Source organism: Kitasatospora sp. UYEF31 (assembly GCF_057291755.1).
Genome location: NZ_JBXAWK010000017.1, coordinates 13,956 through 34,439 on the forward strand (window position 1 = coordinate 13,956; position 20,484 = coordinate 34,439).

Genomic DNA, 20,484 nt, shown 5'->3' on the forward strand with positions numbered 1-20,484 from the left:
CCGCGCAGGACACACCGGCGGATTTTTTTACGCCCTCCACAACCCGCTGCCACGGGCCCGAGGTGTGTGCCGACGTGCCCCGCGGGCCCCGCGCCAGTCGATCGAAGGACGCCCGCATGTCCACCACCACGCCGGAACCTGCCGCCCCCGCCCCACCCCGCCGCGCCGCGCGCCACCGCGGTGAAGGCCAGTGGGCGATGGGTCACCGCGAGCCGCTCAACGCCAACGAGCAGTTCAAGAAGGACGACGACGGTCTGAACGTCCGCCGCCGCATCGAGCAGGTGTACAGCGTCCAGGGCTTCGACTCGATCGACCCCAACGACCTGCGCGGCCGGATGCGCTGGTGGGGTCTGTACACCCAGCGCAAGCCCGGCATCGACGGCGGTAAGACGAGCACGCTGGACCCGAACGAGCTGGACGACAAGTACTTCATGCTCCGCGTCCGCATCGACGGCGGCCGGCTGACGACGACTCAGCTCCGGACGGTCGCCGAGATCTCGGACACGTACGCCCGGGGCACGGCGGACGTCACCGACCGGCAGAACGTGCAGTACCACTGGATCCGCATCGAGGACGTCCCGGAGATCTGGCGGCGGCTCGAAGCGGTGGGCCTGTCGACCACCGACGCCTGCGGCGACACCCCGCGCGTCGTGCTCGGCTCGCCGGTCGCCGGCATCGCCGAGGACGAGATCATCGACGGCACGTGGGCCATCGAGGAGATCAACCGCCGCTACATCGGCAACCTCGAATACTCCAACCTGCCACGCAAGTTCAAGTCGGCCATCTCCGGATCGCCGCTGCTCGACGTGGTGCACGAGATCAACGACATCTCCTTCGTCGGCGTGGTCCACCCGGTGTACGGCCCCGGGTTCGACCTGTGGGTCGCCGGCGGCCTGTCGACCAACCCGATGCTGGCCAGGCGCCTGGGCGCGTGGGTGCCGCTCGACGAGGTCCCCGACGTCTGGGAGGGCGTCATCGGGATCTTCCGCGACTACGGTTACCGGCGGCTGCGCAACCGCGCCCGGCTGAAATTCCTGATGGCCGACTGGGGTCCGGAGAAGTTCCGGCAGATCCTTGAGGACGAATACCTCAACCGCAAGCTGCTCGACGGCCCCGCGCCCGAGCAGCCGCCGCAGGTCTGGCGGGACCACGTGGGTGTGCGCCGGCAGAAGGACGGTCTCCTCTACGTCGGTTTCGCCCCCCGGGTGGGCCGGGTGGACGGCACGACCCTCGGCAAGATCGCCGATCTGGCCGAAGCCCACGGTTCGCATCGCGTACGGACGACGGCCGAGCAGAAGATGATCATCCTCGACGTCCCGGAAGACCAGGTGGCCTCGCTGGTCGACGGTCTGGAGAACCTGAACTTCCGGGTCAGCCCCAGCCCGTTCCGGCGCGGCACGATGGCCTGCACAGGCATCGAGTTCTGCAAGCTGGCCATCGTTGAGACCAAGGGCCGCGGCCAGTGGCTGATCGAGGAACTCGAAAGCCGCCTGCCGGAGTTCGACCAGCCGGTCACGATCAACATCAACGGCTGCCCCAACGCGTGCGCCCGCATCCAGGTCGCCGACATCGGCCTCAAGGGCCAGCTGGTCCTGGACGACGACGGCAACCAGGTCGAAGGCTTCCAGGTGCACCTGGGCGGTTCGCTCGGCTTCGAACCGGGCTTCGGCCGCAAGGTGCGCGGTCTGAAGGTGACCGCCGCCGGGCTCGCCGACTACACCGAGCGGGTGCTGCGCAGGTTCGACGGGCAGCGCACCGACGGTGAGCGGTTCGCCCAGTGGGCGGCGCGCGCCAGCGAGGCGGACCTGTCATGACAACAGCCGGAGGGCCGACCCAGCGGGCCGTCCCGTTCCACTGCCCCTACTGCGCCGACGAGGACCTGCGTCCGCACGAGTCGGGGCACGGGGCGTGGCTGTGCGGCGCGTGCCGCCGGGCGTTCTCGCTGAAGTTCATCGGCCTGGTCATGAAGGACGCACCCACCGGGGCAGCGTCAGAAGTGGGAACCGACGCGGAATGGGAGGCGGTCCGATGAGCACGACAACGTACGAAGAACTCGCCCTGGCCGCCGGCCGCGCGCTTGAGGACGCCACCGCCGAGGAGATCCTCGCGTGGACGGCGGAGCACTTCCCCGGCCGCTGGTGCGTCACCTCCTCCATGGAGGACGCGGTCGTGGCGCACCTGGCCTCCCGGGTCTCCCCCGGTGTGGACGTGGTGTTCCTCGACACCGGCTACCACTTCGTCGAGACGATCGGCACACGTGACGCCGTAGCCGCGGTGTACGACGTGAACGTCATCACCCTCCTGCCCGAGCTGACGGTTGTACAGCAGGACGCCCGGTACGGGCCGAAGCTGCACGACCGCGACCCGGACCGCTGCTGTGCGATGCGCAAGGTCGCTCCGCTGGAGCGGGGCCTGAAGGGCTACGACGCCTGGGCGACCGGGCTGCGCCGGGACGATTCGCCCTCCCGGGCGGACACACCGGTGGTCGGCTGGGACGCCAAGCGCGGCAAAGTGAAGGTCTCCCCCATCGCGCAGTGGACCCAGGACGACGTGGAGGCCTACGTGGCCGAGCACGGCGTACTGACCAACCCCCTGCTCATGGACGGCTACGCGTCGATCGGCTGTGAGCCGTGCACCCGGCGCACGGCCCCGGGCGAGGACCCGCGGGCCGGCCGCTGGGCGGGCCTGGGCAAGAGCGAATGCGGGCTGCACTGATGGCCCTGCACACAGACACGTCTGGGACCCGATGACCAACGGCATAACCGAGGAGGAGCACGTGACCGCAGCCACCGAGGCGACCCGTGGTGCCGTACCCGTCGCACTGACCCACCTGGACGCCCTCGAAGCAGAGGCCGTGCACATCTTCCGCGAGGTCGCCGGCGAGTTCGAGAAGCCGGTGCTGCTGTTCTCCGGCGGCAAGGACTCGATCACCATGCTGCACCTGGCGCAGAAGGCGTTCTGGCCGGCGCCCGTGCCCTTCGCGCTCCTGCATGTCGACACCGGGCACAACTTCCCCGAGGTCATCGAATACCGCGACCGTACGGTCGCCTCGAATGGTCTGCGGCTGCACGTGGCCAACGTCCAGGACTACATCGACTCCGGAAGGCTCACCGAGCGGCCCGACGGCGGGCGCAACCCCCTCCAGACGGTGCCGCTGCTCGACGGCATCGAGAAGAACCGCTTCGACGCTGTCTTCGGCGGCGGACGCCGTGATGAGGAGAAGGCCCGCGCCAAGGAGCGCGTGTTCAGCCTGCGCGACGAGTTCGGCCAGTGGGACCCCAGAAGACAGCGGCCCGAACTGTGGAACCTCTACAACGGCCGGCACCGGGCGGGCGAGCACGTACGGGTGTTCCCACTCTCGAACTGGACCGAGCTCGATGTATGGCAGTACATCGAGCGCGAGGAGATCGAGCTCCCGCAGATCTACTTCGCCCACGAGCGCGACGTGTTCGACCGCGGTGGCATGTGGCTCACCGCCGGGGAGTGGGGCGGCCCGAAGCCCGATGAGACCGTCCAACGGCGCCTGGTGCGCTACCGCACGGTCGGGGACATGTCCTGCACCGGCGCGGTGGACTCCCCCGCGACCACCCTCGCCGAGGTGATCGCCGAGGTGGCCGCCAGCCGGCTGACCGAACGAGGGGCCACCCGCGCCGACGACAAGATGTCGGAAGCCGCGATGGAAGACCGCAAGCGCGAAGGGTATTTCTAGAGATGACCACTCTTACTGAAGTCGGTCTCCTGCGCCTGGCCACCGCCGGTTCGGTGGATGACGGCAAGTCAACCCTCGTCGGCAGACTGCTGCATGACTCCAAGTCAGTCCTGACCGACCAGCTCGAAGCCGTCGAGCGGGTATCCCGCGACCGCGGCCACGACGGCGCGGACCTCGCACTGCTCACCGACGGCCTGCGCGCCGAGCGCGAGCAGGGCATCACCATCGACGTGGCGTACCGCTACTTCGCCACCGACAAGCGCCGGTTCATCCTGGCCGACACCCCGGGGCACGTGCAGTACACCCGGAACATGGTGACCGGCTCGTCGACCGCCGAGCTCAGCGTCATCCTGGTCGACGCGCGCCACGGTGTCGTCGAGCAGACCCGGCGGCACGCCGCGGTGGCCGCGCTCCTGCGCGTCCCGCACGTCGTGCTGGCGGTGAACAAGATGGACCTGGTCGACTACGACGAGGCCGTGTTCGCGTCGATCGCCGACACCTTCACCGCGTTCGCCCTGCAACTGGGCGTCCAGGAGGTCACCGCGATCCCGGTGTCCGCGCTGCGCGGCGACAATGTCGTCGAGGTGTCCGCGCACACCGACTGGTACGGCGGCCCCACGCTCCTGGAGCACCTGGAGAACGTGTCCGTCGTGTCGGAGATCGCCACCGCGCGGTTCCCCGTGCAGTACGTGATCCGCCCGCAGTCCGGTGAGCACCGCGACTACCGCGGCTACGCCGGGCAGATCGCCGCCGGGACGTTCCGGACCGGAGACTCCGTCACAGTCCTTCCCTCCGGCCTGACTTCAACGATCGCCGGGATCGACAAGCTCGGCACGGCCGTCGAAGAGGCCGGCGCGGGCGAGTCGGTGACGCTCCGGCTGACCGACGACCTCGACATCTCACGCGGCGACCTGATCGCACCCACCGCCTCGGTGCCGGTGCCCGCACAGGACGTCGAGGCGACCGTGTGCCACGTGGCCGACAAGCCGCTGCGCGTCGGCGACCGGGTGCTGCTGAAGCACACCACCCGGACAGTCAAGGCGATCGTCAAGGAGATCCCGTACCGGATCGACATCGAGACGCTCGACCACGTCGCACAGCCGGGGCAGTTGCAGGCCAACGACATCGCGCACGTGGTCCTGCGGACCGCGCAGCCGATCGCCCTGGACCCGTACGCGCTCTCCCGCCGGACCGGTTCGTTCCTGCTGATCGATGAGGCCGACGGGTCCACGCTCACCGCCGGGATGTCCGGCGAAGCCTTCACGGCACCCGTCTTCACCGCGCCCGCCGGCACCCGGGACGCCGCCTGATGAACCACGACGCTTTCTGGCTGGACGAGGCGGTCGACGGTGTCGGCGCGCTCTCGGACGGCCGCGGCGACGGAGCCGGGGGTCAGGGGCCGTGTCGAAGGTCCGCTGAAGCCCACCGTCCCCGCCTCCCACCGCCGTAACGTCGCGTCCGCGCGTACGGCGACCTTCTTAAGGATTCCGTACGTGTCGACTCCCGCGAAGCACCAGCGCAAACACGCGAGATCCTTCCTCGCGCTGCTCCTGCTCCCACTGCTCGCCCTGCTGTCGGCCTGCGGTTACGGCTCGGACAAGAAGTCCGACACCACCGCCCCGGCCGCCGCGGGGGCATCGTCCGCCGCGACCGCCGCCAAGGGGACTTCGGCCACGCAGCTGCGCCTCGGGTTCTTCGCGAACGCCACCCACGCGACCCCGCTGGCCGGGCTCAAGGAGGGCTTCTTCGCCAAGGAGCTGGGCAGCACCGAAGTCAAGACGCAGGTGTTCAACGCCGGTCCGGCCGCGATCGAGGCGCTGAAGGCCGGGGCGATCGACGCTTCGTACATCGGTCCGAACCCGTCGATCTCCGGCTACACCTCCACCGGCGGAACCCTGCTGAAGATCGTCGCGGGCGCGACGTCAGGCGGTGCCTCGCTGGTGGTCAAGCCGTCGGTCAACTCACCGGCCGACCTCAAGGGCCGGAAGATCGCCTCCCCGCAGCTGGGCGGCACGCAGGACGTGGCGCTCCGCTCATGGCTGGCCAAGCAGGGCTACAAGACCGACCCCTCCGGCAAGGGTGACGTCAGCGTGGTCCCGACGGACAACGCGCAGACCCTGCTCGCCTTCCAGAAGGGTGACCTCGACGGCGGCTGGCTGCCGGAGCCGTGGGCGTCCCGGCTGGTCCAGGAGGCCGGGGCGAAGGTCCTGGTCGACGAGCGCACCCTGTGGCCGAACGGCGAGTTCGACACCACGAACCTCATCGTGTCCAGCAAATTCCTGAAGGAGCACCCGGACACGGTCGAGGCCCTGCTCAAGGGCCAGGTCGCCACCAACGACTGGATCACCGCCAACCCGGACAAGGCGAAGACCTCGGTCAACGCGCAGCTCGCCGTGTTCGCCGGGAAGCCACTGTCCCAGCCGCTCATCGACGCCGCGTGGACGCAGCTCAAGGTCACCAACGACCCGCTGGCCGGCACCCTCCAGCAACTGTTCGACGAAGGTGTGAAGGCCGGTATCACCAAGCAGGCCGACATCCACGGCATCTACGACCTGACGATTCTGAACAAGGTCCTGCTGGCGGCGGGGAAGCCCCCGGTCGCCGACGCGGGCCTCGGCGCGAAGAGCTAGGAAGACCGCCGGACGGGCTTCGCAAGCACGGAGCCCGTCCGGCGGAACCGGCCCGACCCCGCTTCCGGAGGGAACCCCGCCACCATGACCGACCTGCTGATCGACGGCACCCGCGAGTCCACGGCCACCGCCACCACCGAAGTGCCTTTCTCGGTAAGGCTGTCCGGGGTGTCCAAGACCTTCCAGCGCGGCGCGGCCCCGGTGCTCGACCGCATCGACCTGACCGTCAGGCCGGGTGAGTTCGTGTGCCTGCTCGGCGCGTCCGGGTGTGGCAAGTCGACGCTCCTCAACCTCATTGCCGACCTCGACAAGCCGACCGCCGGTTCCATCGAACTCACCGGCGGACGCCCTGCGTTGATGTTCCAGGACCACGCGCTCTTCCCGTGGCTCACGGCCGGGAAGAACATCGAACTGGCGCTGAAGCTCCGGGGCGTTCCGCGCCAGAGCCGCCGTACCGAAGCCCTTGAACTCCTTTCACTGGTGCGCCTGGACGGCGCTTACGGCAAGCGTGTGCACGAGCTGTCCGGCGGCATGCGGCAGCGGGTCGCGCTGGCCCGCGCGCTGGCCCAGGCCGGTGACGTCCTGCTGATGGACGAGCCGTTCGCCGCGCTCGACGCCATCACCCGCGACGTCCTGCACGACGAACTCACGCGCATCTGGCGCGAGACAGGCCGGACCGTCGTGTTCGTGACCCACAACGTCCGTGAGGCCGTACGGCTGGCCCAACGGGTCGTCCTGCTGTCGTCGCGGCCCGGACGGATCTCCAAAGAGTGGCGGATCGACATCCCGCAGCCCCGCCGGATCGAGTCGCCCGACGTCTCCGCCCTGTCCATCGAGATCACCGACCACCTCCGGGGGGAGATCCGCCGCCATGGCAAGCACTGAAACGCTCGACAAGCAGGACGACTCGGCCGGCCTGGAGGCCGGGCTCGACGCCCTGGAGACCGTCGAAGAAGCACGCACGCCCTTCTCCCGCAAGCTCCTGGAGAAGACGGTCCCGCCGCTGACCGCGATCCTGCTGGTGTTCGCCGTCTGGCAGGGCGCGTACTGGCTTGAGGTCAAACCGCACTACGCGCTGCCCAGCCCGGCGGACGTGTGGGACGCCTTTATGGACCAGTGGTACAAGGGAACCGTCTTCGACATCCTGTGGACCTCGCTTTCCCGGGGTGCGGTCGGCTTTGTCGTCGCGGTCCTGATCGGCACACCGCTGGGCCTCCTGGTCGCCAAAGTCAAGTTCGTCCGGCTGGCCATCGGCCCGATCCTGTCCGGCCTACAGTCGCTGCCCTCGGTGGCCTGGGTGCCGGCCGCGGTCATCTGGTTCGGCCTGACGGACGACGCGATCTACGCCGTCGTACTCCTGGGCGCGGTGCCCTCGGTCGCCAACGGACTGGTGTCCGGCGTCGACCAGGTGCCGCCGATGCACCTGCGGGCCGGCCGGGTGCTCGGCGCGACCGGGCTGCGCGGGGTCTGGCACATCCTGCTGCCCGCCGCCCTGCCCGGCTACATGGCGGGCCTCAAACAGGGCTGGGCCTTCTCCTGGCGCTCGCTGATGGCCGCCGAGCTGATCGCCAGCTCCCCCGACCTCGGGTTCGGCCTGGGCCAGCTGCTCGACCAGGGCCGCGATCTGGGCGACATGCCGATGATGCTCATGGCGATCGTCATGATCCTGATCGTCGGGATCGGCATCGAACTGCTGCTCTTCGCGCCCGTCGAGCGGTACATCCTGCGGCAGCGCGGCCTGCTCGTGGGCAAACGCTGACCGCTTCACGACCCACTTCCGCGGAGATAAAGAGGAATTGACAATGCGTCAACACTCCGGACACACACGCACGGCACGGTAGACACCATGCCCCGTACGCTCCTGGCCATCGCCCACGGCAGCCGCGACCCCCGCCACGCGGCGGCGGTGCACGCCCTCCTGACCCGGGTCAGGAAGCTCGACCCGGCGGTCCCCGTCGAGGTCGGCTACCTCGACCACTGCGCACCGCGGGTCCCGCAGGTGCTCTCGCGACTCGACGACACGCTGGCCGTCCCGTTGCTGCTCGCGCCGGCCTTCCACGCCAAGACGGACATCCCGGCGGTCCTGCGCGGCCGTCCGCAGTCCGCCGTGCTCGGCCCGGACCCGCTGCTCATCGGGGCGATGGAGCGACGCCTGCGCGAAGCCGGTGTCTGGCCCGGGGATTCGTCGTACGGAATTGTTCTGGCCTCGACAGGCTCGTCCGATCCGCAGGCCGCCGACGCGCTGGCCGCGACTGCGGCGCAGTGGGCCCGCCGCGGCTGGCACGCCGTCCTGCCCGCTTCCCTGGGCCACGCCGTGGACGGCCCGGGGCAGCCTTACAGCATCAGCGAAGCGGTACGCACGCTCCGCGCCCGGGGCGCACGGCGGATCGCGGTGGCGACCTACGCGCTGGCCCCCGGGCTCATGCCCGACCGGATCGCCGAACAGGCCCTGGCCGCGGGTGCCGACATGGTCACCGGCACGATCGCGGACACCCCGGAGGTGGCCCGCCTGGTGCTGCGGCGGTACGCCGAGGCGCAGCCGCTGCGCAGCGTGCGCGCCGCGTAGGCATCCCGCTGCCCCGGCTAACCGGCAGACCGATTGGTCGAGTGCCCGACTAACCGGTAGACCGGCAGACCGCGTGGCCGCGTGGCCGCGTGAGTGCCGCCGCCGCCGCCGCCGCCGCCGGACAAACAGGTGGTTTTCCTCCTGTCGGGGAGCAGTGCGGGAAACACCCAGTTTGCATACGCATGCGTATGGTTTTGGGTGGCCCAGGTCACTACAGTGAGCGCGCCCACACCAGACCATACGGTCCCGTGTGGTGATTTCGCGTGCCCCATCCCGGTACATCCCCGGCACGCCAGCCCGCTTGCCCACCCGCTCCCAGGGAGACCACGCATGCGTGTCACCACCGCGCGAACCGGCACCCTCGCACTCGCCGCCGTCCTCACCCTGGGCACCGCGGCCGCCGGTGCCCCCGCCTTCGCCGCTCCCCGGCAACAGCAGCAGGGGTTCAGCTTCCCCGGCTTCGTCGCCGACGCTTCGGCCACCCGCGCCGCCGACGGGTCCTACGCCCTGACCTGGAACGGCTGGGGCCTGGACAAGGTCCGGGTGTACGCCTCGACCAACGCCGCCGACCCCGCCCGCTCCGGCAGGCTCGTCGCCACCGCGGGCGGAACGGGCACCTCCGTCGCCGACCTGGACACCGCAAAGCGCTGGTATTTCAAGGTCGTTCCGCAGGGCTCCCCGTTCGGCCCGGTGGTCAGCACCCGTTCGCTCAACCTCCAGGCCTCGGCCAACTCCCGGGACATCGGCGGCTACAAGGGCGCGTACGGACTGACCGTGCGCTGGGGCCAGGTGTTCCGTTCGGAGGTGCCCAACAAGCTCACCGACCGGGATCTGGACCTGCTCAAGTCCACCGGCCTGAACACCATGGACGACCTGCGCACCGACCTCGAAGTCAGCACCAACGGTCCGGACAAGGTCCCGAGCGGGGTCAAGCTCAACCGGCTGCCGGTCAACGACGGCAACCTGACGGCCTACCTCACCGGCGTCATCATGAGCCGCGACCCGGTCAAGCAGCAGGAGGTCCTGGGCGACGGCAAAGCCGCGGGGTTCATGCAGGAGATCAACCGTACTTTCGTCAACACCGCATCGCAGCGCGCCCAGTTCGCCACGGTCCTCAAGCAGATCTCCGACGGCGGCACGCTGATGTACAACTGCTCCTCCGGCAAGGACCGCACCGGCTGGACCACCGCGGTCCTGCTGACCATCCTGGGCGTGCCGCGCGACGTCATCATGCAGGACTACCTGCTGAGCAACACCTACCTCGGGCCGCGCAACGCGGCGCAGAAGGCGGGCGTCAAGCAGGCCGGGCTCATGCAGAACCCCGACCTGCTCGACCCGCTGCTCGGCGTGCGGGCCGACTTCATCCAGGCCGGTTTCGACGAAATCACCAAGCAGTACGGGTCGTTCGACAACTACATCAGCAAGGGTCTCGGGCTCGACTGGATCACGCTGGCCAAGCTCCGGCTGCGCCTGCTGACCGTCCAGTAGTGGTGACGGCCGGGGGCGCGCACCGCCCCCGGCCCGCGGGTCCGGCGTCCCGACCGGCCGACCAGTGGGCCCGTGTCCCCTACTTACCCGCCTATCCCGGTTTGCGGCGCTACGATCGATACGTGATCGACGTACGCCTGCACCCCACCGCCGCGGCTGAACGCCTGCTGCTCGCCCGCGCCTGCGGCACGGCCGGCCTGGACATCGGCGCCGCCGGCCGGGCCGAGCTCCTCGCGTACGGCGAGAACGCCGTGTTCGGGCTGTCCTGCGACGTCGTCGCCCGGGTGGGCCGTGGCGTGCACATGGCCGAACGCGCGGCCAGGGAGGGCGCCGTGGCCAGATGGCTCGCGGCCCAGGGCTTCCCCACCGTGCGCCCGCTCGACGGGATGCCGGACGCCCCCCTGCTCGTCGACGGCCGTCCGGTCACCTTCTGGGAGCGGCTGCCGCCGCCCGACCGCAAGCCCGACGTCAAGGACCTGGCCAGGCTGCTGCGTGAACTGCACGCCCTGCCCGACCCGCCGTTCGAACTCCCGCCCCGCCGCCCGCTGGGACTGGTGGAGACGTGGCTCGACTCCGCCGACGCGGCGATCACACTGGAGGACCGCACGTTCCTGCTCGCGCGCCGCGAGGAGCTGAAGAAGGCGTACCGCAAACTCACCCCCGTGCTGCCGCGCGGTGTCGTCCACGGTGACGCCCTGCTGCGCAACGTCGGGGTGTTCAACGGCAGGCCGCTGCTGCTCGACCTGGAGACGGTGTCCTTCGACCTGCGCGAGCTCGACCTGGCGCTGACCCCGATGGCCGCGGTCCGTTACGGCCTGCCCGAGGGCTCCGCCAAACGCTTCGCGAAGAAGTACGGATACGACGTCACCGAGTGGGACGGCTATCCGGTGCTGCGCGATGTGCGTGAGCTGGCGGCGACCGCGTGGGTCGCGCAGCACGTGCCGGGGAACCCGGCCGCCGAGGAGGAGTTCGCGCACCGGGTGCGCTGTCTGCGCACCGGGGATTTCACGAGCCGGTGGAACTCCTTCTGAGGGGCGCGGCTTTCCGGGACGTGAAACGTCCACATGCCGGACGTCGAATCCCGGATCGCGGGACCACCGCCCGGATCGTGGGATTCCCCGGCCTGCCCCGGTTCCGGGCCGCTCCGGGCTGGACACGGGCAGGTAGCACCCCCGTACGATGGACGACATGACCCGGAAACTGCTGACCAGACGCCGCACAGTGGACCTGTGCCGCGTCACCAGCACCGGGTGTCGGCTTTAACTGACGGACCCTCTCGTTCCTTGAGACCGGGACTGCCGCGCTCCGTGCCGGTCCCCGCCGTTCAGGCCCGCCCGCACCTTTTCCGGAGGAACCCCTTCATGTCCGCGTACTCAAACGCGTCCGCAGTCCTGCCCGCCCGACCCCACACCCCGGTTGCCGTCTACCCGCCGCAGCTCCGGCTGGTCGACCGCGGCGCGCCGCCGCAGGCACCGTCCGTCCAGCCCCGCGCGCTGCCACAGCCGCAGCCCGCCGACGAGTCGTACCGCGACGGCGGCCTGGTCCTGGACCCGGTGGGGCGCACCGTCACCGTGGACGGCTCCGAGGTCGAACTCACCTACCTGGAGTTCGAGTTGCTGGCCCACCTGCTCGACCACCCGCACCGGGTGTTCGCCCGCAGCCAGTTGCTCGACATCGTCTGGGGCTACCCGGAGATCGGCTCGGGCCGGACGGTGGACGTGCACGTCGCCCGCCTGCGCCGCAAGCTCGGCGGCCCCTACCGGCGCCGGCTGGTGACGGTGCACCGGGTGGGTTACAAATACCAGCCGGCGCGCTGAGTCCTGTCTGATCGCTGGGCCCAGTCTGACCGCTGAGTCCTGTCTGATCGCTGGGCCCAGTCTGACCGCTGAGTCCTGTCTGATCGCTGGGCCCAGTCTGACCGCTGAGTCCGGTCGGCTCGCTGAGCCGCATCTGACGCGGTCCCCGCCGCTGTCGCGGGGGCGGGGACCGCCGCTCAGGCGGTCCGCTTCCCGACCGCCCAGAGCTGCTCGAACTCCTCCTCGAACACACCGAACAGCCCGCGGCCGTCGCCCGCCCGCAGCACCACCGCCGGGGACTCCACACCCCGGGCCCGCCGCAGGTAGTACTGGACGACCGCGGTCTCCCCGTCGACCAGGTAGGCGTTGATGCGCGGTGTCTCGTCGTACAGCCTTATCTCGATGCGGTTCGGGTCCCGCAGCTTCGCCCGCACCTTGCGCAGGTGCAGGATGTTGAGCGTCGTCACCCGGGCGAGCAGGCCGCGTTTGACGCCCTCCTCACGCTCCCGGCGCTTCATCGCCTCGCCGTTGGGGTTGAGGAACAGCAGGCGCATCCCGCAGCCGTCCTGGGCCAGGCGCACCAGGTCGCGGCCGCTGTAGTTCTGGCACAGCAGGTTGAGCCCGACGCCGGTGGCGTCGATCCCGCGGGCCCCGTCGATCAGGTCGCCGAACGGCAACTGCCGTTGTAGCGCCGCCCGGTCGGGGAAGACACCCACAACGTCCGCGTAGCGGCCGGAAAAGAGCTCCTCGACCGCGTCCAGGGCCATCTTCTGGCCACTGTGCCCGCCGAGCCGGGCATCGACCATGGCCAGAAGCCGGGTGCCCGCGCGTTCGACCTGGGCCAGCACATCGGGGGTGAGGGTGCGGTTGCGGGCACTGATGTGCCGGGCGATCTCCATCTCCTCAAGGGCGCGTTCGAAGCCCTTGCGGTCCGCGAGGTACGGCGCGAAGCACCACCAGTTGCGCACTATCAGTTCCCGCAGTTGAGGCAGCGTCAGGAAAGCCAGCAGGTCGTCGTCGTCGGGGTCGACGATGTAGCCGCGCCGCCGGCTCATCTCCCGTACGGCCTCTGCCCTTTCGACCCAGTCGCTCTGCGTCGGGCCGGCCGCCGCGGACACCCAGGCCCCGTCGTCGTGACTGTCCGTCTCGCCAGGCCCGTAGACCGGGTACAGGACCTGCCGGACCACGGCGCGCAGGCGCTGTTCGACGAGGTTGAGGTAGACGTAGGCGCGCCCGGCCCGGCGGGCCCGCAGGAGAGCCTGGGCCCAGTCGTCGTCGGCCCACTTCAGCTGCTGCGGGTCGGCGAGCAGGTCACCGCCGCGCGCGGCGGCCAGGGCGGCGGTGGGTATCGTGCCGGCCGGCGGTCCGGGGTCCTCCACCACGGCGGGCTCTGCGGCACCGTCTTCCTCCGGCTCGGCCACCTTCGTATCGTGCTCCGGCCCGCTCATCGCCACCGCCCCAACCAGTACGTGCACCCGGTGCTCCGCTGATCCGCCCGAGCGTACAGAACCGGGGTGGTGCGACAGGCACACTTCGGCAAACCGGTATCCCGACGTGTTGTGCGCGCGACCACCGGCGCGCGCCGTCCGCGCCCCCCGCGCCGGGTTGGGCCGGGCTGGACCGGGCTGGACCGGGCTGGACCGGGATAGAGCGGGATAGAGCGAGTTAGGCCGGGTTGGGCCGGGTTGGGATTGGTTGAGCCGGGTTGGGAATGACCTGGCCTGGCCTGGCCTGGTAGCCGAAACCCGGCGTCCGGGGGACGGATCCCCTGTTTTCCACAAAAGTGTCAGTCCTGCGAGGGACTCTGATGGTGTTCCCTCGATTGCGGACCTCCGGGAAACCAGGCCCGAGATCGACTCGTCTCATTGTATGAAGGGCCCGCACACCGCGGACCGTGCGACAGCAGGAGGTCGCCACCATGTCGAACACCGGCACCTACACCACCATCACCGCCACGAACACTTCGTCCGGCGCGGTCCCGGACCCCTTCGACGCCTACCGTCACGTGGTCGCCGACATCTTCGCCCGGCACCAGCACATCACCGGCACCGACCACTGCGATTGCGGTGCGGCCTGGCCGTGCCGGGAGGAGATGCTCGCCGCCGAGCTGCTCGGCTGGATCTAGAACCGCGCCGGCCGGCGTCCACTCGTTCGGTGGATTGATGTGTGAACGCTACACACCCCCGGAACGGGTGGATGATGCTGCCCGCAGGACTTTCCGATCACCGACCAACCCACTTGAGCAGGTTGCCATGCAGGTCTGGCCAGGACGCCCCTACCCGCTCGGCGCCACGTACGACGGCGCCGGCACCAACTTCGCGGTCTTCTCCGAGGCCGCGAGCCGGATCTGGCTGTGCCTGGTGGGCGAGGACGGCACGGAGACACCGGTGGAACTGCGGGAGACCGACGCGTTCGTCCGGCACGCCTACCTGCCGGGGGTACAGCCTGGGCAGCGCTACGGCTTCCGCGTCCAGGGCCCGTACGACCCGGCGGCCGGCGACCGATGCAACCCGCACAAACTCCTCCTCGACCCGTACGCCAAGGCGGTCTGCGGCGAGGTCGACTGGCACGAGTCCGTGTACGGCTACTCGTTCGACGACCCGGAACACGCGTCGGAGAGCGACTCCGGGCCGCACATGCCGTCCTCGGTGGTGGTCAACCCGTTCTTCGACTGGGGCAACGACCGGCCGCCGCGCATCGAATACCACGACACGGTCATCTACGAAGCGCACGTGCGCGGCCTGACGATGACCCACCCGGGTCTGCCCGAGGAGATCAGGGGAACGTACGCGGCCCTCGCGCACCCGGTGGTCATCGAGCACCTCAAGAGTCTGGGCGCCACCGCCATCGAGCTGATGCCCGTGCACGCGTTCGTGCACGACCACCGGCTGAGCAGCCTGGGCCTGCGCAACTACTGGGGCTACAACACCCTGGGCTACTTCGCCCCGCAGGGTGCGTACTCCTCGACGGGCGACCGGGGCCAGCAGGTGCAGGAGTTCCGGTCGATGGTCAAGGCGCTGCACGCCGCCGGGATCGAAGTCATCCTCGACGTGGTCTACAACCACACCGCCGAAGGCAGCCACCTCGGCCCGACACTGTCGTTCCGCGGCATCGACAACGCGTCGTACTACCGGCTGACCGACGACAAGCACTACTACCTGGACACCACAGGGACCGGCAACTCCCTGCTGATGCGCAGTCCGCACGTGCTGCAGCTCATCATGGACTCCCTGCGCTACTGGGTGACCGAGATGCACGTGGACGGCTTCCGCTTCGACCTCGCGGCCACCCTCGCCCGACAGTTCCACGAGGTGGACCGCCTGTCGTCGTTCTTCGACCTGGTGCAGCAGGACCCGGTCGTCAGCCAGGTGAAGCTGATCGCCGAGCCGTGGGACGTCGGCGAGGGCGGCTACCAGGTGGGCAACTTCCCCCCGTTGTGGACCGAGTGGAACGGCAAATTCCGGGACACCGTACGGGACTTCTGGCGCGGGGAGCCCGCGACGCTGGGTGAGTTCGGTTCCCGGCTGACCGGTTCGTCGGACCTCTACCAGGACGACGGGCGCCGCCCGCTGGCCTCGATCAACTTCGTGACCTGCCACGACGGGTTCACGCTCCGCGACCTGGTGTCGTACAACGACAAGCACAACGCGGCCAACGGCGAGGACAACCGCGACGGGGAGAGCCACAACCGTTCGTGGAACTGCGGGGTCGAGGGCGACACCGACGACCCGCAGGTCCTGGAGCTGCGCAGCCGTCAGGTCCGCAACATCCTGGCCACCGTGCTCCTTTCGCAGGGCGTCCCGATGCTGTCCCACGGCGACGAGTTCGGGCGTACGCAGCGGGGCAACAACAACGTGTACTGCCAGGACAACGAACTGGCCTGGGTACGGTGGCCGGACAAGGGCGAGGACACCCGGCTGCTCGACTACATCAAGGCCCTCACCCGGCTGCGCCGCGAGCACCCGGTGTTCCGCCGCCGCCGCTTCTTCCACGGCCGCCCGGTGCAGGGCACCCACGACGAACTGACCGACATCGCCTGGTTCACGCCCACCGGCGACGAGATGGCCGACGCCGACTGGCACGCCACCGCGGCGAAGTCGCTGACCGTGTTCCTGAACGGCGAGGCGATCTCCGAACCCGACCCACGCGGGCAGCGGATCGCCGACGACTCGTTCCTGCTCCTGTTGCACGCGGGGCACGAGGCGGTGGAGTTCACGGTGCCGCGGGGGCACGGGGCACAGTGGCGCACAGTCATCGACACCGTCGAGCCGTCCGGGGTCGCGGCCGACCCTGATCCGGTGCACGCCGGGGACCGGCTGAAGCTCCCCGGGCGGAGTCTACTGGTGCTGCGGCGAGGGTGATCGTCGAAGTGCGCGAGACCGTCCGTACGGTGACGCAGCGTCAGACTTCAGTGAAGCCCCTGGGTCGGCTCCGCGCCGGAGAAGGACACCGGTCACAGCGGGCACGAGCGCCCGCAGGAGTGGCTCGTTCACTCGGTGGCTGTGGGCTGGGCTTGAGCAGCAGGTAATTCACGTCGATCTCCTTCGTCGTCACGCGGCTCGTCGTGGCCGCTCGTATTGTGGGGACGGTTCCGCGCCCACGTTCTCGACACTTCGCGACGCACCTGATTCTCGTACCCTTCTCCGGACGGCACCCCGCGGGTGTAGAGAACGGGTCACCGGATCCGTCCCAAGTGCACGAGCGGCCATGACAGGTCGCACAGGGAGAAGGAGAACTACCATGACCATTCAGCGGATGGACCACGTGAGCGTCGTCGTCGACGACCTCGAGGCAGCCAAGGCATTCTTCGTCGAACTCGGTATGGAGCTGGAGGGCCAGGCGCCGGTCGAGGGAGAGTGGGTGGACCGGGTCAACGGGCTCGACGGGGTCCGGGTGGACATCGCGATGATGCGGACGCGGGACGGCGACGGCCGGCTCGAGCTGACGAAGTTCCACACCCCCGCGGTGATCAGCGCCGAGCCGGCGAACGCACTGGGCAACACACTGGGCCTGCGCAGCATCATGTTCGCCGTCGACGACATCGACGCAACGGTCGCCGGTCTGCGGGCCCGCGGCGCCGAACTCGTCGGAGAAGTGGCGCAATACGAGGGCAGCTACCGGCTCTGCTACGTCCGCGGACCCGCGGGCATCATCGTTGCGCTGGCCGAGAAGCTCGACTGAGGCGACACGGTCCTGGTTCGAAACCGACCGATACCACCCGCACCCGAAAGGACCGCCGCCATGACCGTCGCCGATGATCTCGACCGCGCCACCGACTCGACCTGGGACTGGGTCGCCCAGCAGACCCGCGCGTATCTCGCCTCGGGCGGAACCGAAGGTCACGAGTCGAACGGCCTGTACACGCTCGTGCTCGCCACGACAGGACGCAGGACCGGTGAGCCACGCCGCACCTGCCTGATCTACGGCACGTCGGGGGACGACTTCATCGTCGTCGCCTCCAAAGGCGGCGCCGACCAGGACCCGGACTGGTTCAGGAACCTCCGGGCGGACCCGAGCGCCGGGGTCCAGGTCGGCACCCGCCGGTTCACCGCCCGCGCCCGTGTCGCGTCCTCGGCCGAGCGCGAGGCCCTCTGGCCCCAGATGGCGCGCATCTTCCCGCTGTACGACGAGTACGCGCAGCGGACCGACCGCGTGATCCCGATCGTCCTGCTCACTCCCCAGGGCTGACCCGGCCTGCGCCGCTCGCCTGCGTCCGGCGTCCGGCGTCCGGCGTCAAGAAGTTGGCACGACCGTTGTCCCGCGAGCGGATCCGCTTGCGCGCTACGGACGAGCACCGGCGGAGCCCGGCGGGGTGCTGCCTCATCTCCGTCAGGGACCTTGCGGGGCCTTCCTCTCGTTCAGAACCTTGAACATCTTGACCGCCTCCAGCGGGCCGGCGGCACTGGAACTCCCGGAGGAGCCGACGATCCGTCCCTGAGGCGAACCCGCCGCGACCGAGGCGATCGGCATCGACGAGGCCCTCCCCCAAGGACTTCGTCCAGGGGCCCCTGCGGCAAGTCGGCCGTGGAGTTGGCGGTGTAGAAAAACCCTAAATCCGCTGTCCAGAAAACGCGAATCCCCTCAGTGTTCGCTGCCTCACCGGAGGCGTTCTGAATAACCCTCATCAAGAGAATTAGCAAAGGTCAGCAGTCTCGCATTAGCCAGAATCTGGCATTTGCGGCATCGACACCCGCCAGCTTGCCAGAGGCAAGCATTCCTTCGATATAATTACGAATTGCTTCTGCGCGATGTGGATTCGGTACTGCAAGGACGCTTATTTCAGTCTCCCATGTCGCCCCTGCGATAATTACGTCTCCCGCCAGCGACAACATGACGAAACCTGGGCGCCCCCGAGGCCCACCAAGAACCCCTAACGCTGCTGGATCCATACCGTCCCCCATGATATCCCATTCATCTTCCAATCGAATGCGAGCCCAACGCAATATTGGAATTTCCCCATGGGGGGCGAGATCTACCGACAAGAAAAACTCGCGATCTTCCATAAATAGTCCGTACTCGATCGCCATATAAAACCATGCCGCGTTTGCATCCCGCACAAGGTTAGGGTTCTCGAACCCAAAAACCTCATCAACCCTACCCTCCTCCGGCCAACAGGCCGATGCCATGCACGACGCTTCAGCCGGAATAGTCACTACAGAATTCTGGATACAGATTAGACGGAGTCCAGACTTCGCAAGCAATTCCGACAAGCTCTTCACGCTCACCTGTCACACCAGCCCTCACTAACACGGAGATTTATATTGGGTAATCTTCTGATAATTATGACCCGCCCCTTTCACCATACCTTTCGGTCCGACCCAACCAATCGTGCCATCAGCTTTCACCAAAAGTCGGTAATCGCTTCCACCACCTGGTATTTCGTATATCTTCGAATCCATCCAGTAAGAACCAACCCCCTTCGGAGCGTCAATCCCTCTATAGAAATCGAGCTTCTTTTTAGATATGCGCTGCTGCAGGTTGCCTTTATTGTATTCATCAATTCCATTAACGACGATCGGCGGCGGCGTTGGTAGTGGTTTTGGCCCACCAGCATTGTGCACAAGAACCGGCACCGAACCTGCCAGCACATAGTACGTGTGGCACGGGGTGGCCCGCTAGCTGCATTTTCGCTGGTCAGCGGCTATTTTATGATCCGTCGGAGTGTGCCGAAGTACGCCGTTGTGCGTGGTTGTTGCCGTCACTACTGCCGTCAGAGGTCTAGACCATCAGGGGAAGAGTCGACCGTCGCGCCATCTGTCCATCGATTGACATCCGAGCTACTGTGGATGTCATGACTACGGCCTACGAGGACGTGCCCTTCAGTGAGCTGCTGCACCATCCTGCCGCGACCGCGCGTCGGCTCGACGCCGTCCGCATACTGCGGCTGCGCAGACGCGACGCGGGGGACCTGGCGCTGATGCGCGTGGACCAGATGGAGCGCGACGCCACCGTTGTGGACTTCACCTCCCGCCTGCTCGCCGGGCTGGTCCGGACCGAGAACATCGACGCCCTGCGCCAGGCGCTGCCCGAAGCCCTCCCCTGGAGCACCTTCCTGCCCGCAGAGGACATCGACACCCTGCTCGCCGAACTGGTCGACACGGCGCGCGGCGCGGTCGCCCTGGACAACCTCTCCCCGATCGCACTGCTGCTCGCCCAGTGGAGGCACAGCGCCGAGATCTACGCGGACCCCGCCCTGCACGCGCTGCTGACCCGCGAGCCCGAGGGCGACCTCGGCCCCGTCCCCGTACCCGGGACGGCGGAGTGAGCCCGAAGCGCGGAGACCGGGCCGCGCCACCCCCGACCGGCGACGAGTACGACCTCCGGTTCGCCAACACCGAGGCCGCCGACGGCTGGGAACATCTCAGCCGTCAGGCACCGGCCAACCTGCGCCGGGCCTTCGATCGAATCCGCGCCAAACCCCGCGCCGCCGAGAACCCCGAACGCCAGCACCGACTCAAGGGCAAACTCGGCACCACCACCTACAAGGGACAGATCCTGGAACGCTGGCAGTACGAAGTCACCGGCGGCGGACGCATCTGGTACCTCCTCGACGACACCAACCGCACCGCCTGGATCACCTACGCCGGCACCGGCCACCCCAAGGCCACAGACTGAGGTGGCCCCGGGCAGCTGCCCGGCGGGGGCTCCACCAGCCGCCCGGCCCCAGCCGACGGCGTCGGCCGCCTCGGGGGCCCGGCACCGCATGAACCGCCCCCGGGTCAGCCTTCTTCCCGTTGGATAGCCCGTTGGGATATCCAACGGGACAACTTGCTTCGCCAGGAGCCCGACCCTGGT

At 68.7% G+C, this 20,484-nt stretch carries 22 protein-coding genes; 18 read left to right on the forward strand and 4 right to left on the reverse strand.

Annotation, left to right across the window (positions count from 1 at the left end):
* The first annotated feature begins 116 nt into the window (after positions 1–116).
* The 12 genes from AC0Z36_RS11100 to AC0Z36_RS11155 all read left to right on the forward strand — a co-directional run bounded on the left by AC0Z36_RS11100 (position 117) and on the right by AC0Z36_RS11155 (position 12,210).
* Entirely contained in the window at positions 117–1,814 is a 1,698-nt protein-coding gene (locus tag AC0Z36_RS11100) for a nitrite/sulfite reductase (protein ID WP_485462612.1), read from the forward strand.
* A complete protein-coding gene (locus tag AC0Z36_RS11105) occupies positions 1,811–2,032 on the forward strand; it encodes a hypothetical protein (protein WP_485462613.1) in 222 nt (73 codons plus the stop codon). Before AC0Z36_RS11100 ends, AC0Z36_RS11105 begins: the two co-directional genes overlap by 4 nt.
* A complete protein-coding gene (locus AC0Z36_RS11110) occupies positions 2,029–2,715 on the forward strand; it encodes a phosphoadenylyl-sulfate reductase (RefSeq protein ID WP_485462614.1) in 687 nt (228 codons plus the stop codon). Before AC0Z36_RS11105 ends, AC0Z36_RS11110 begins: the two co-directional genes overlap by 4 nt.
* A gap of 61 nt (positions 2,716–2,776) precedes the next feature.
* Positions 2,777–3,709, forward strand: a complete 933-nt coding sequence (gene cysD, locus AC0Z36_RS11115; RefSeq protein WP_485462615.1) for a sulfate adenylyltransferase subunit CysD — start codon at positions 2,777–2,779, stop codon at positions 3,707–3,709.
* Positions 3,710–3,711: 2 nt separating this feature from the next.
* Complete coding sequence (locus AC0Z36_RS11120) at positions 3,712–5,019, forward strand: sulfate adenylyltransferase subunit 1 (RefSeq protein WP_485462616.1); 1,308 nt, start codon at positions 3,712–3,714, stop codon at positions 5,017–5,019.
* Between the two features lie 183 nt (positions 5,020–5,202).
* Positions 5,203–6,339, forward strand: a complete 1,137-nt coding sequence (locus AC0Z36_RS11125; protein WP_485462617.1) for an ABC transporter substrate-binding protein — start codon at positions 5,203–5,205, stop codon at positions 6,337–6,339.
* A gap of 84 nt (positions 6,340–6,423) precedes the next feature.
* Positions 6,424–7,224 carry an ABC transporter ATP-binding protein gene (locus AC0Z36_RS11130; protein WP_485462618.1) on the forward strand — a complete coding sequence of 267 codons (801 nt, stop codon included), beginning with the start codon at positions 6,424–6,426 and terminating at the stop codon, positions 7,222–7,224.
* The gene (locus AC0Z36_RS11135) at positions 7,211–8,098 is read left to right on the forward strand and encodes an ABC transporter permease (RefSeq protein WP_485462619.1); all 888 of its coding nucleotides are present in this window, start codon (positions 7,211–7,213) and stop codon (positions 8,096–8,098) included. The genes AC0Z36_RS11130 and AC0Z36_RS11135 overlap by 14 nt, the downstream gene beginning before the upstream one ends.
* Positions 8,099–8,185: 87 nt before the next feature.
* The gene (locus AC0Z36_RS11140; RefSeq protein ID WP_485462620.1) at positions 8,186–8,905 is read left to right on the forward strand and encodes a sirohydrochlorin chelatase; all 720 of its coding nucleotides are present in this window, start codon (positions 8,186–8,188) and stop codon (positions 8,903–8,905) included.
* 330 nt (positions 8,906–9,235) lie between these two features.
* Complete coding sequence (locus AC0Z36_RS11145; protein WP_485462621.1) at positions 9,236–10,393, forward strand: tyrosine-protein phosphatase; 1,158 nt, start codon at positions 9,236–9,238, stop codon at positions 10,391–10,393.
* Between the two features lie 164 nt (positions 10,394–10,557).
* The gene (locus tag AC0Z36_RS11150; protein WP_485462680.1) at positions 10,558–11,424 is read left to right on the forward strand and encodes a phosphotransferase enzyme family protein; all 867 of its coding nucleotides are present in this window, start codon (positions 10,558–10,560) and stop codon (positions 11,422–11,424) included.
* Positions 11,425–11,754: 330 nt separating this feature from the next.
* On the forward strand, positions 11,755–12,210 hold the full coding sequence (locus AC0Z36_RS11155; RefSeq protein WP_485462622.1) for a winged helix-turn-helix domain-containing protein: 456 nt from the start codon (positions 11,755–11,757) through the stop codon (positions 12,208–12,210).
* A 176-nt stretch (positions 12,211–12,386) separates the two neighbouring features.
* Here AC0Z36_RS11155 and AC0Z36_RS11160 read toward each other — a convergent pair whose 3' ends face one another.
* The gene (locus tag AC0Z36_RS11160; protein ID WP_485462681.1) at positions 12,387–13,637 is read right to left on the reverse strand and encodes an SAV2148 family HEPN domain-containing protein; all 1,251 of its coding nucleotides are present in this window, start codon (positions 13,635–13,637) and stop codon (positions 12,387–12,389) included.
* A gap of 446 nt (positions 13,638–14,083) precedes the next feature.
* Here AC0Z36_RS11160 and AC0Z36_RS11165 point away from each other — a divergent pair, with 446 nt between their 5' ends.
* The 4 genes from AC0Z36_RS11165 to AC0Z36_RS11180 all read left to right on the forward strand — a co-directional run bounded on the left by AC0Z36_RS11165 (position 14,084) and on the right by AC0Z36_RS11180 (position 17,877).
* A complete protein-coding gene (locus AC0Z36_RS11165) occupies positions 14,084–14,314 on the forward strand; it encodes a hypothetical protein (protein WP_485462623.1) in 231 nt (76 codons plus the stop codon).
* A 127-nt stretch (positions 14,315–14,441) separates the two neighbouring features.
* The gene (glgX, locus tag AC0Z36_RS11170; protein WP_485462624.1) at positions 14,442–16,550 is read left to right on the forward strand and encodes a glycogen debranching protein GlgX; all 2,109 of its coding nucleotides are present in this window, start codon (positions 14,442–14,444) and stop codon (positions 16,548–16,550) included.
* A 379-nt stretch (positions 16,551–16,929) separates the two neighbouring features.
* Positions 16,930–17,370, forward strand: a complete 441-nt coding sequence (locus AC0Z36_RS11175; protein ID WP_485462625.1) for a VOC family protein — start codon at positions 16,930–16,932, stop codon at positions 17,368–17,370.
* Between the two features lie 60 nt (positions 17,371–17,430).
* Positions 17,431–17,877, forward strand: a complete 447-nt coding sequence (locus AC0Z36_RS11180) for a nitroreductase family deazaflavin-dependent oxidoreductase (protein ID WP_485462626.1) — start codon at positions 17,431–17,433, stop codon at positions 17,875–17,877.
* A gap of 141 nt (positions 17,878–18,018) precedes the next feature.
* Here AC0Z36_RS11180 and AC0Z36_RS11185 read toward each other — a convergent pair whose 3' ends face one another.
* The 3 genes from AC0Z36_RS11185 to AC0Z36_RS11195 form a co-directional block, all read right to left on the reverse strand.
* Positions 18,019–18,159, reverse strand: a complete 141-nt coding sequence (locus AC0Z36_RS11185; RefSeq protein WP_485462627.1) for a hypothetical protein — start codon at positions 18,157–18,159, stop codon at positions 18,019–18,021.
* A gap of 173 nt (positions 18,160–18,332) precedes the next feature.
* Positions 18,333–18,842, reverse strand: coding sequence for a hypothetical protein (locus tag AC0Z36_RS11190; protein ID WP_485462628.1), 510 nt, complete (start codon positions 18,840–18,842; stop codon positions 18,333–18,335).
* Positions 18,843–18,932: 90 nt separating this feature from the next.
* Positions 18,933–19,277 (reverse strand): hypothetical protein, encoded by a 345-nt coding sequence (locus AC0Z36_RS11195; protein ID WP_485462629.1) that lies wholly within the window; start codon positions 19,275–19,277, stop codon positions 18,933–18,935.
* A 203-nt stretch (positions 19,278–19,480) separates the two neighbouring features.
* Between AC0Z36_RS11195 and AC0Z36_RS11200 the strand changes: the two genes are divergently transcribed.
* Both AC0Z36_RS11200 and AC0Z36_RS11205 read left to right on the forward strand, forming a co-directional pair.
* Positions 19,481–19,954, forward strand: coding sequence for a hypothetical protein (locus AC0Z36_RS11200; RefSeq protein WP_485462630.1), 474 nt, complete (start codon positions 19,481–19,483; stop codon positions 19,952–19,954).
* Entirely contained in the window at positions 19,951–20,304 is a 354-nt protein-coding gene (locus AC0Z36_RS11205) for a hypothetical protein (protein ID WP_485462631.1), read from the forward strand. Before AC0Z36_RS11200 ends, AC0Z36_RS11205 begins: the two co-directional genes overlap by 4 nt.
* The last annotated feature ends 180 nt before the right edge of the window (positions 20,305–20,484 follow it).

Excerpts from the sequence above, each read along its gene's own strand:
- AC0Z36_RS11105 (WP_485462613.1), top strand. The coding sequence starts at position 1,811 with ATGACAACAGCCGGAGGGCCGACCCAGCGGGCCGTCCCGTTCCACTGC.
- AC0Z36_RS11155 (WP_485462622.1), top strand. The coding sequence starts at position 11,755 with ATGTCCGCGTACTCAAACGCGTCCGCAGTCCTGCCCGCCCGACCCCAC.
- AC0Z36_RS11100 (WP_485462612.1), top strand. The coding sequence starts at position 117 with ATGTCCACCACCACGCCGGAACCTGCCGCCCCCGCCCCACCCCGCCGC.
- AC0Z36_RS11130 (WP_485462618.1), top strand. The coding sequence starts at position 6,424 with ATGACCGACCTGCTGATCGACGGCACCCGCGAGTCCACGGCCACCGCC.
- AC0Z36_RS11110 (WP_485462614.1), top strand. The coding sequence starts at position 2,029 with ATGAGCACGACAACGTACGAAGAACTCGCCCTGGCCGCCGGCCGCGCG.
- AC0Z36_RS11200 (WP_485462630.1), top strand. The coding sequence starts at position 19,481 with ATGACTACGGCCTACGAGGACGTGCCCTTCAGTGAGCTGCTGCACCAT.
- AC0Z36_RS11135 (WP_485462619.1), top strand. The coding sequence starts at position 7,211 with ATGGCAAGCACTGAAACGCTCGACAAGCAGGACGACTCGGCCGGCCTG.
- AC0Z36_RS11140 (WP_485462620.1), top strand. The coding sequence starts at position 8,186 with ATGCCCCGTACGCTCCTGGCCATCGCCCACGGCAGCCGCGACCCCCGC.
- AC0Z36_RS11145 (WP_485462621.1), top strand. The coding sequence starts at position 9,236 with ATGCGTGTCACCACCGCGCGAACCGGCACCCTCGCACTCGCCGCCGTC.
- AC0Z36_RS11185 (WP_485462627.1), bottom strand. The coding sequence starts at position 18,159 with ATGCCGATCGCCTCGGTCGCGGCGGGTTCGCCTCAGGGACGGATCGTC.
- AC0Z36_RS11120 (WP_485462616.1), top strand. The coding sequence starts at position 3,712 with ATGACCACTCTTACTGAAGTCGGTCTCCTGCGCCTGGCCACCGCCGGT.
- glgX (WP_485462624.1), top strand. The coding sequence starts at position 14,442 with ATGCAGGTCTGGCCAGGACGCCCCTACCCGCTCGGCGCCACGTACGAC.
- AC0Z36_RS11175 (WP_485462625.1), top strand. The coding sequence starts at position 16,930 with ATGACCATTCAGCGGATGGACCACGTGAGCGTCGTCGTCGACGACCTC.
- AC0Z36_RS11160 (WP_485462681.1), bottom strand. The coding sequence starts at position 13,637 with ATGAGCGGGCCGGAGCACGATACGAAGGTGGCCGAGCCGGAGGAAGAC.
- AC0Z36_RS11180 (WP_485462626.1), top strand. The coding sequence starts at position 17,431 with ATGACCGTCGCCGATGATCTCGACCGCGCCACCGACTCGACCTGGGAC.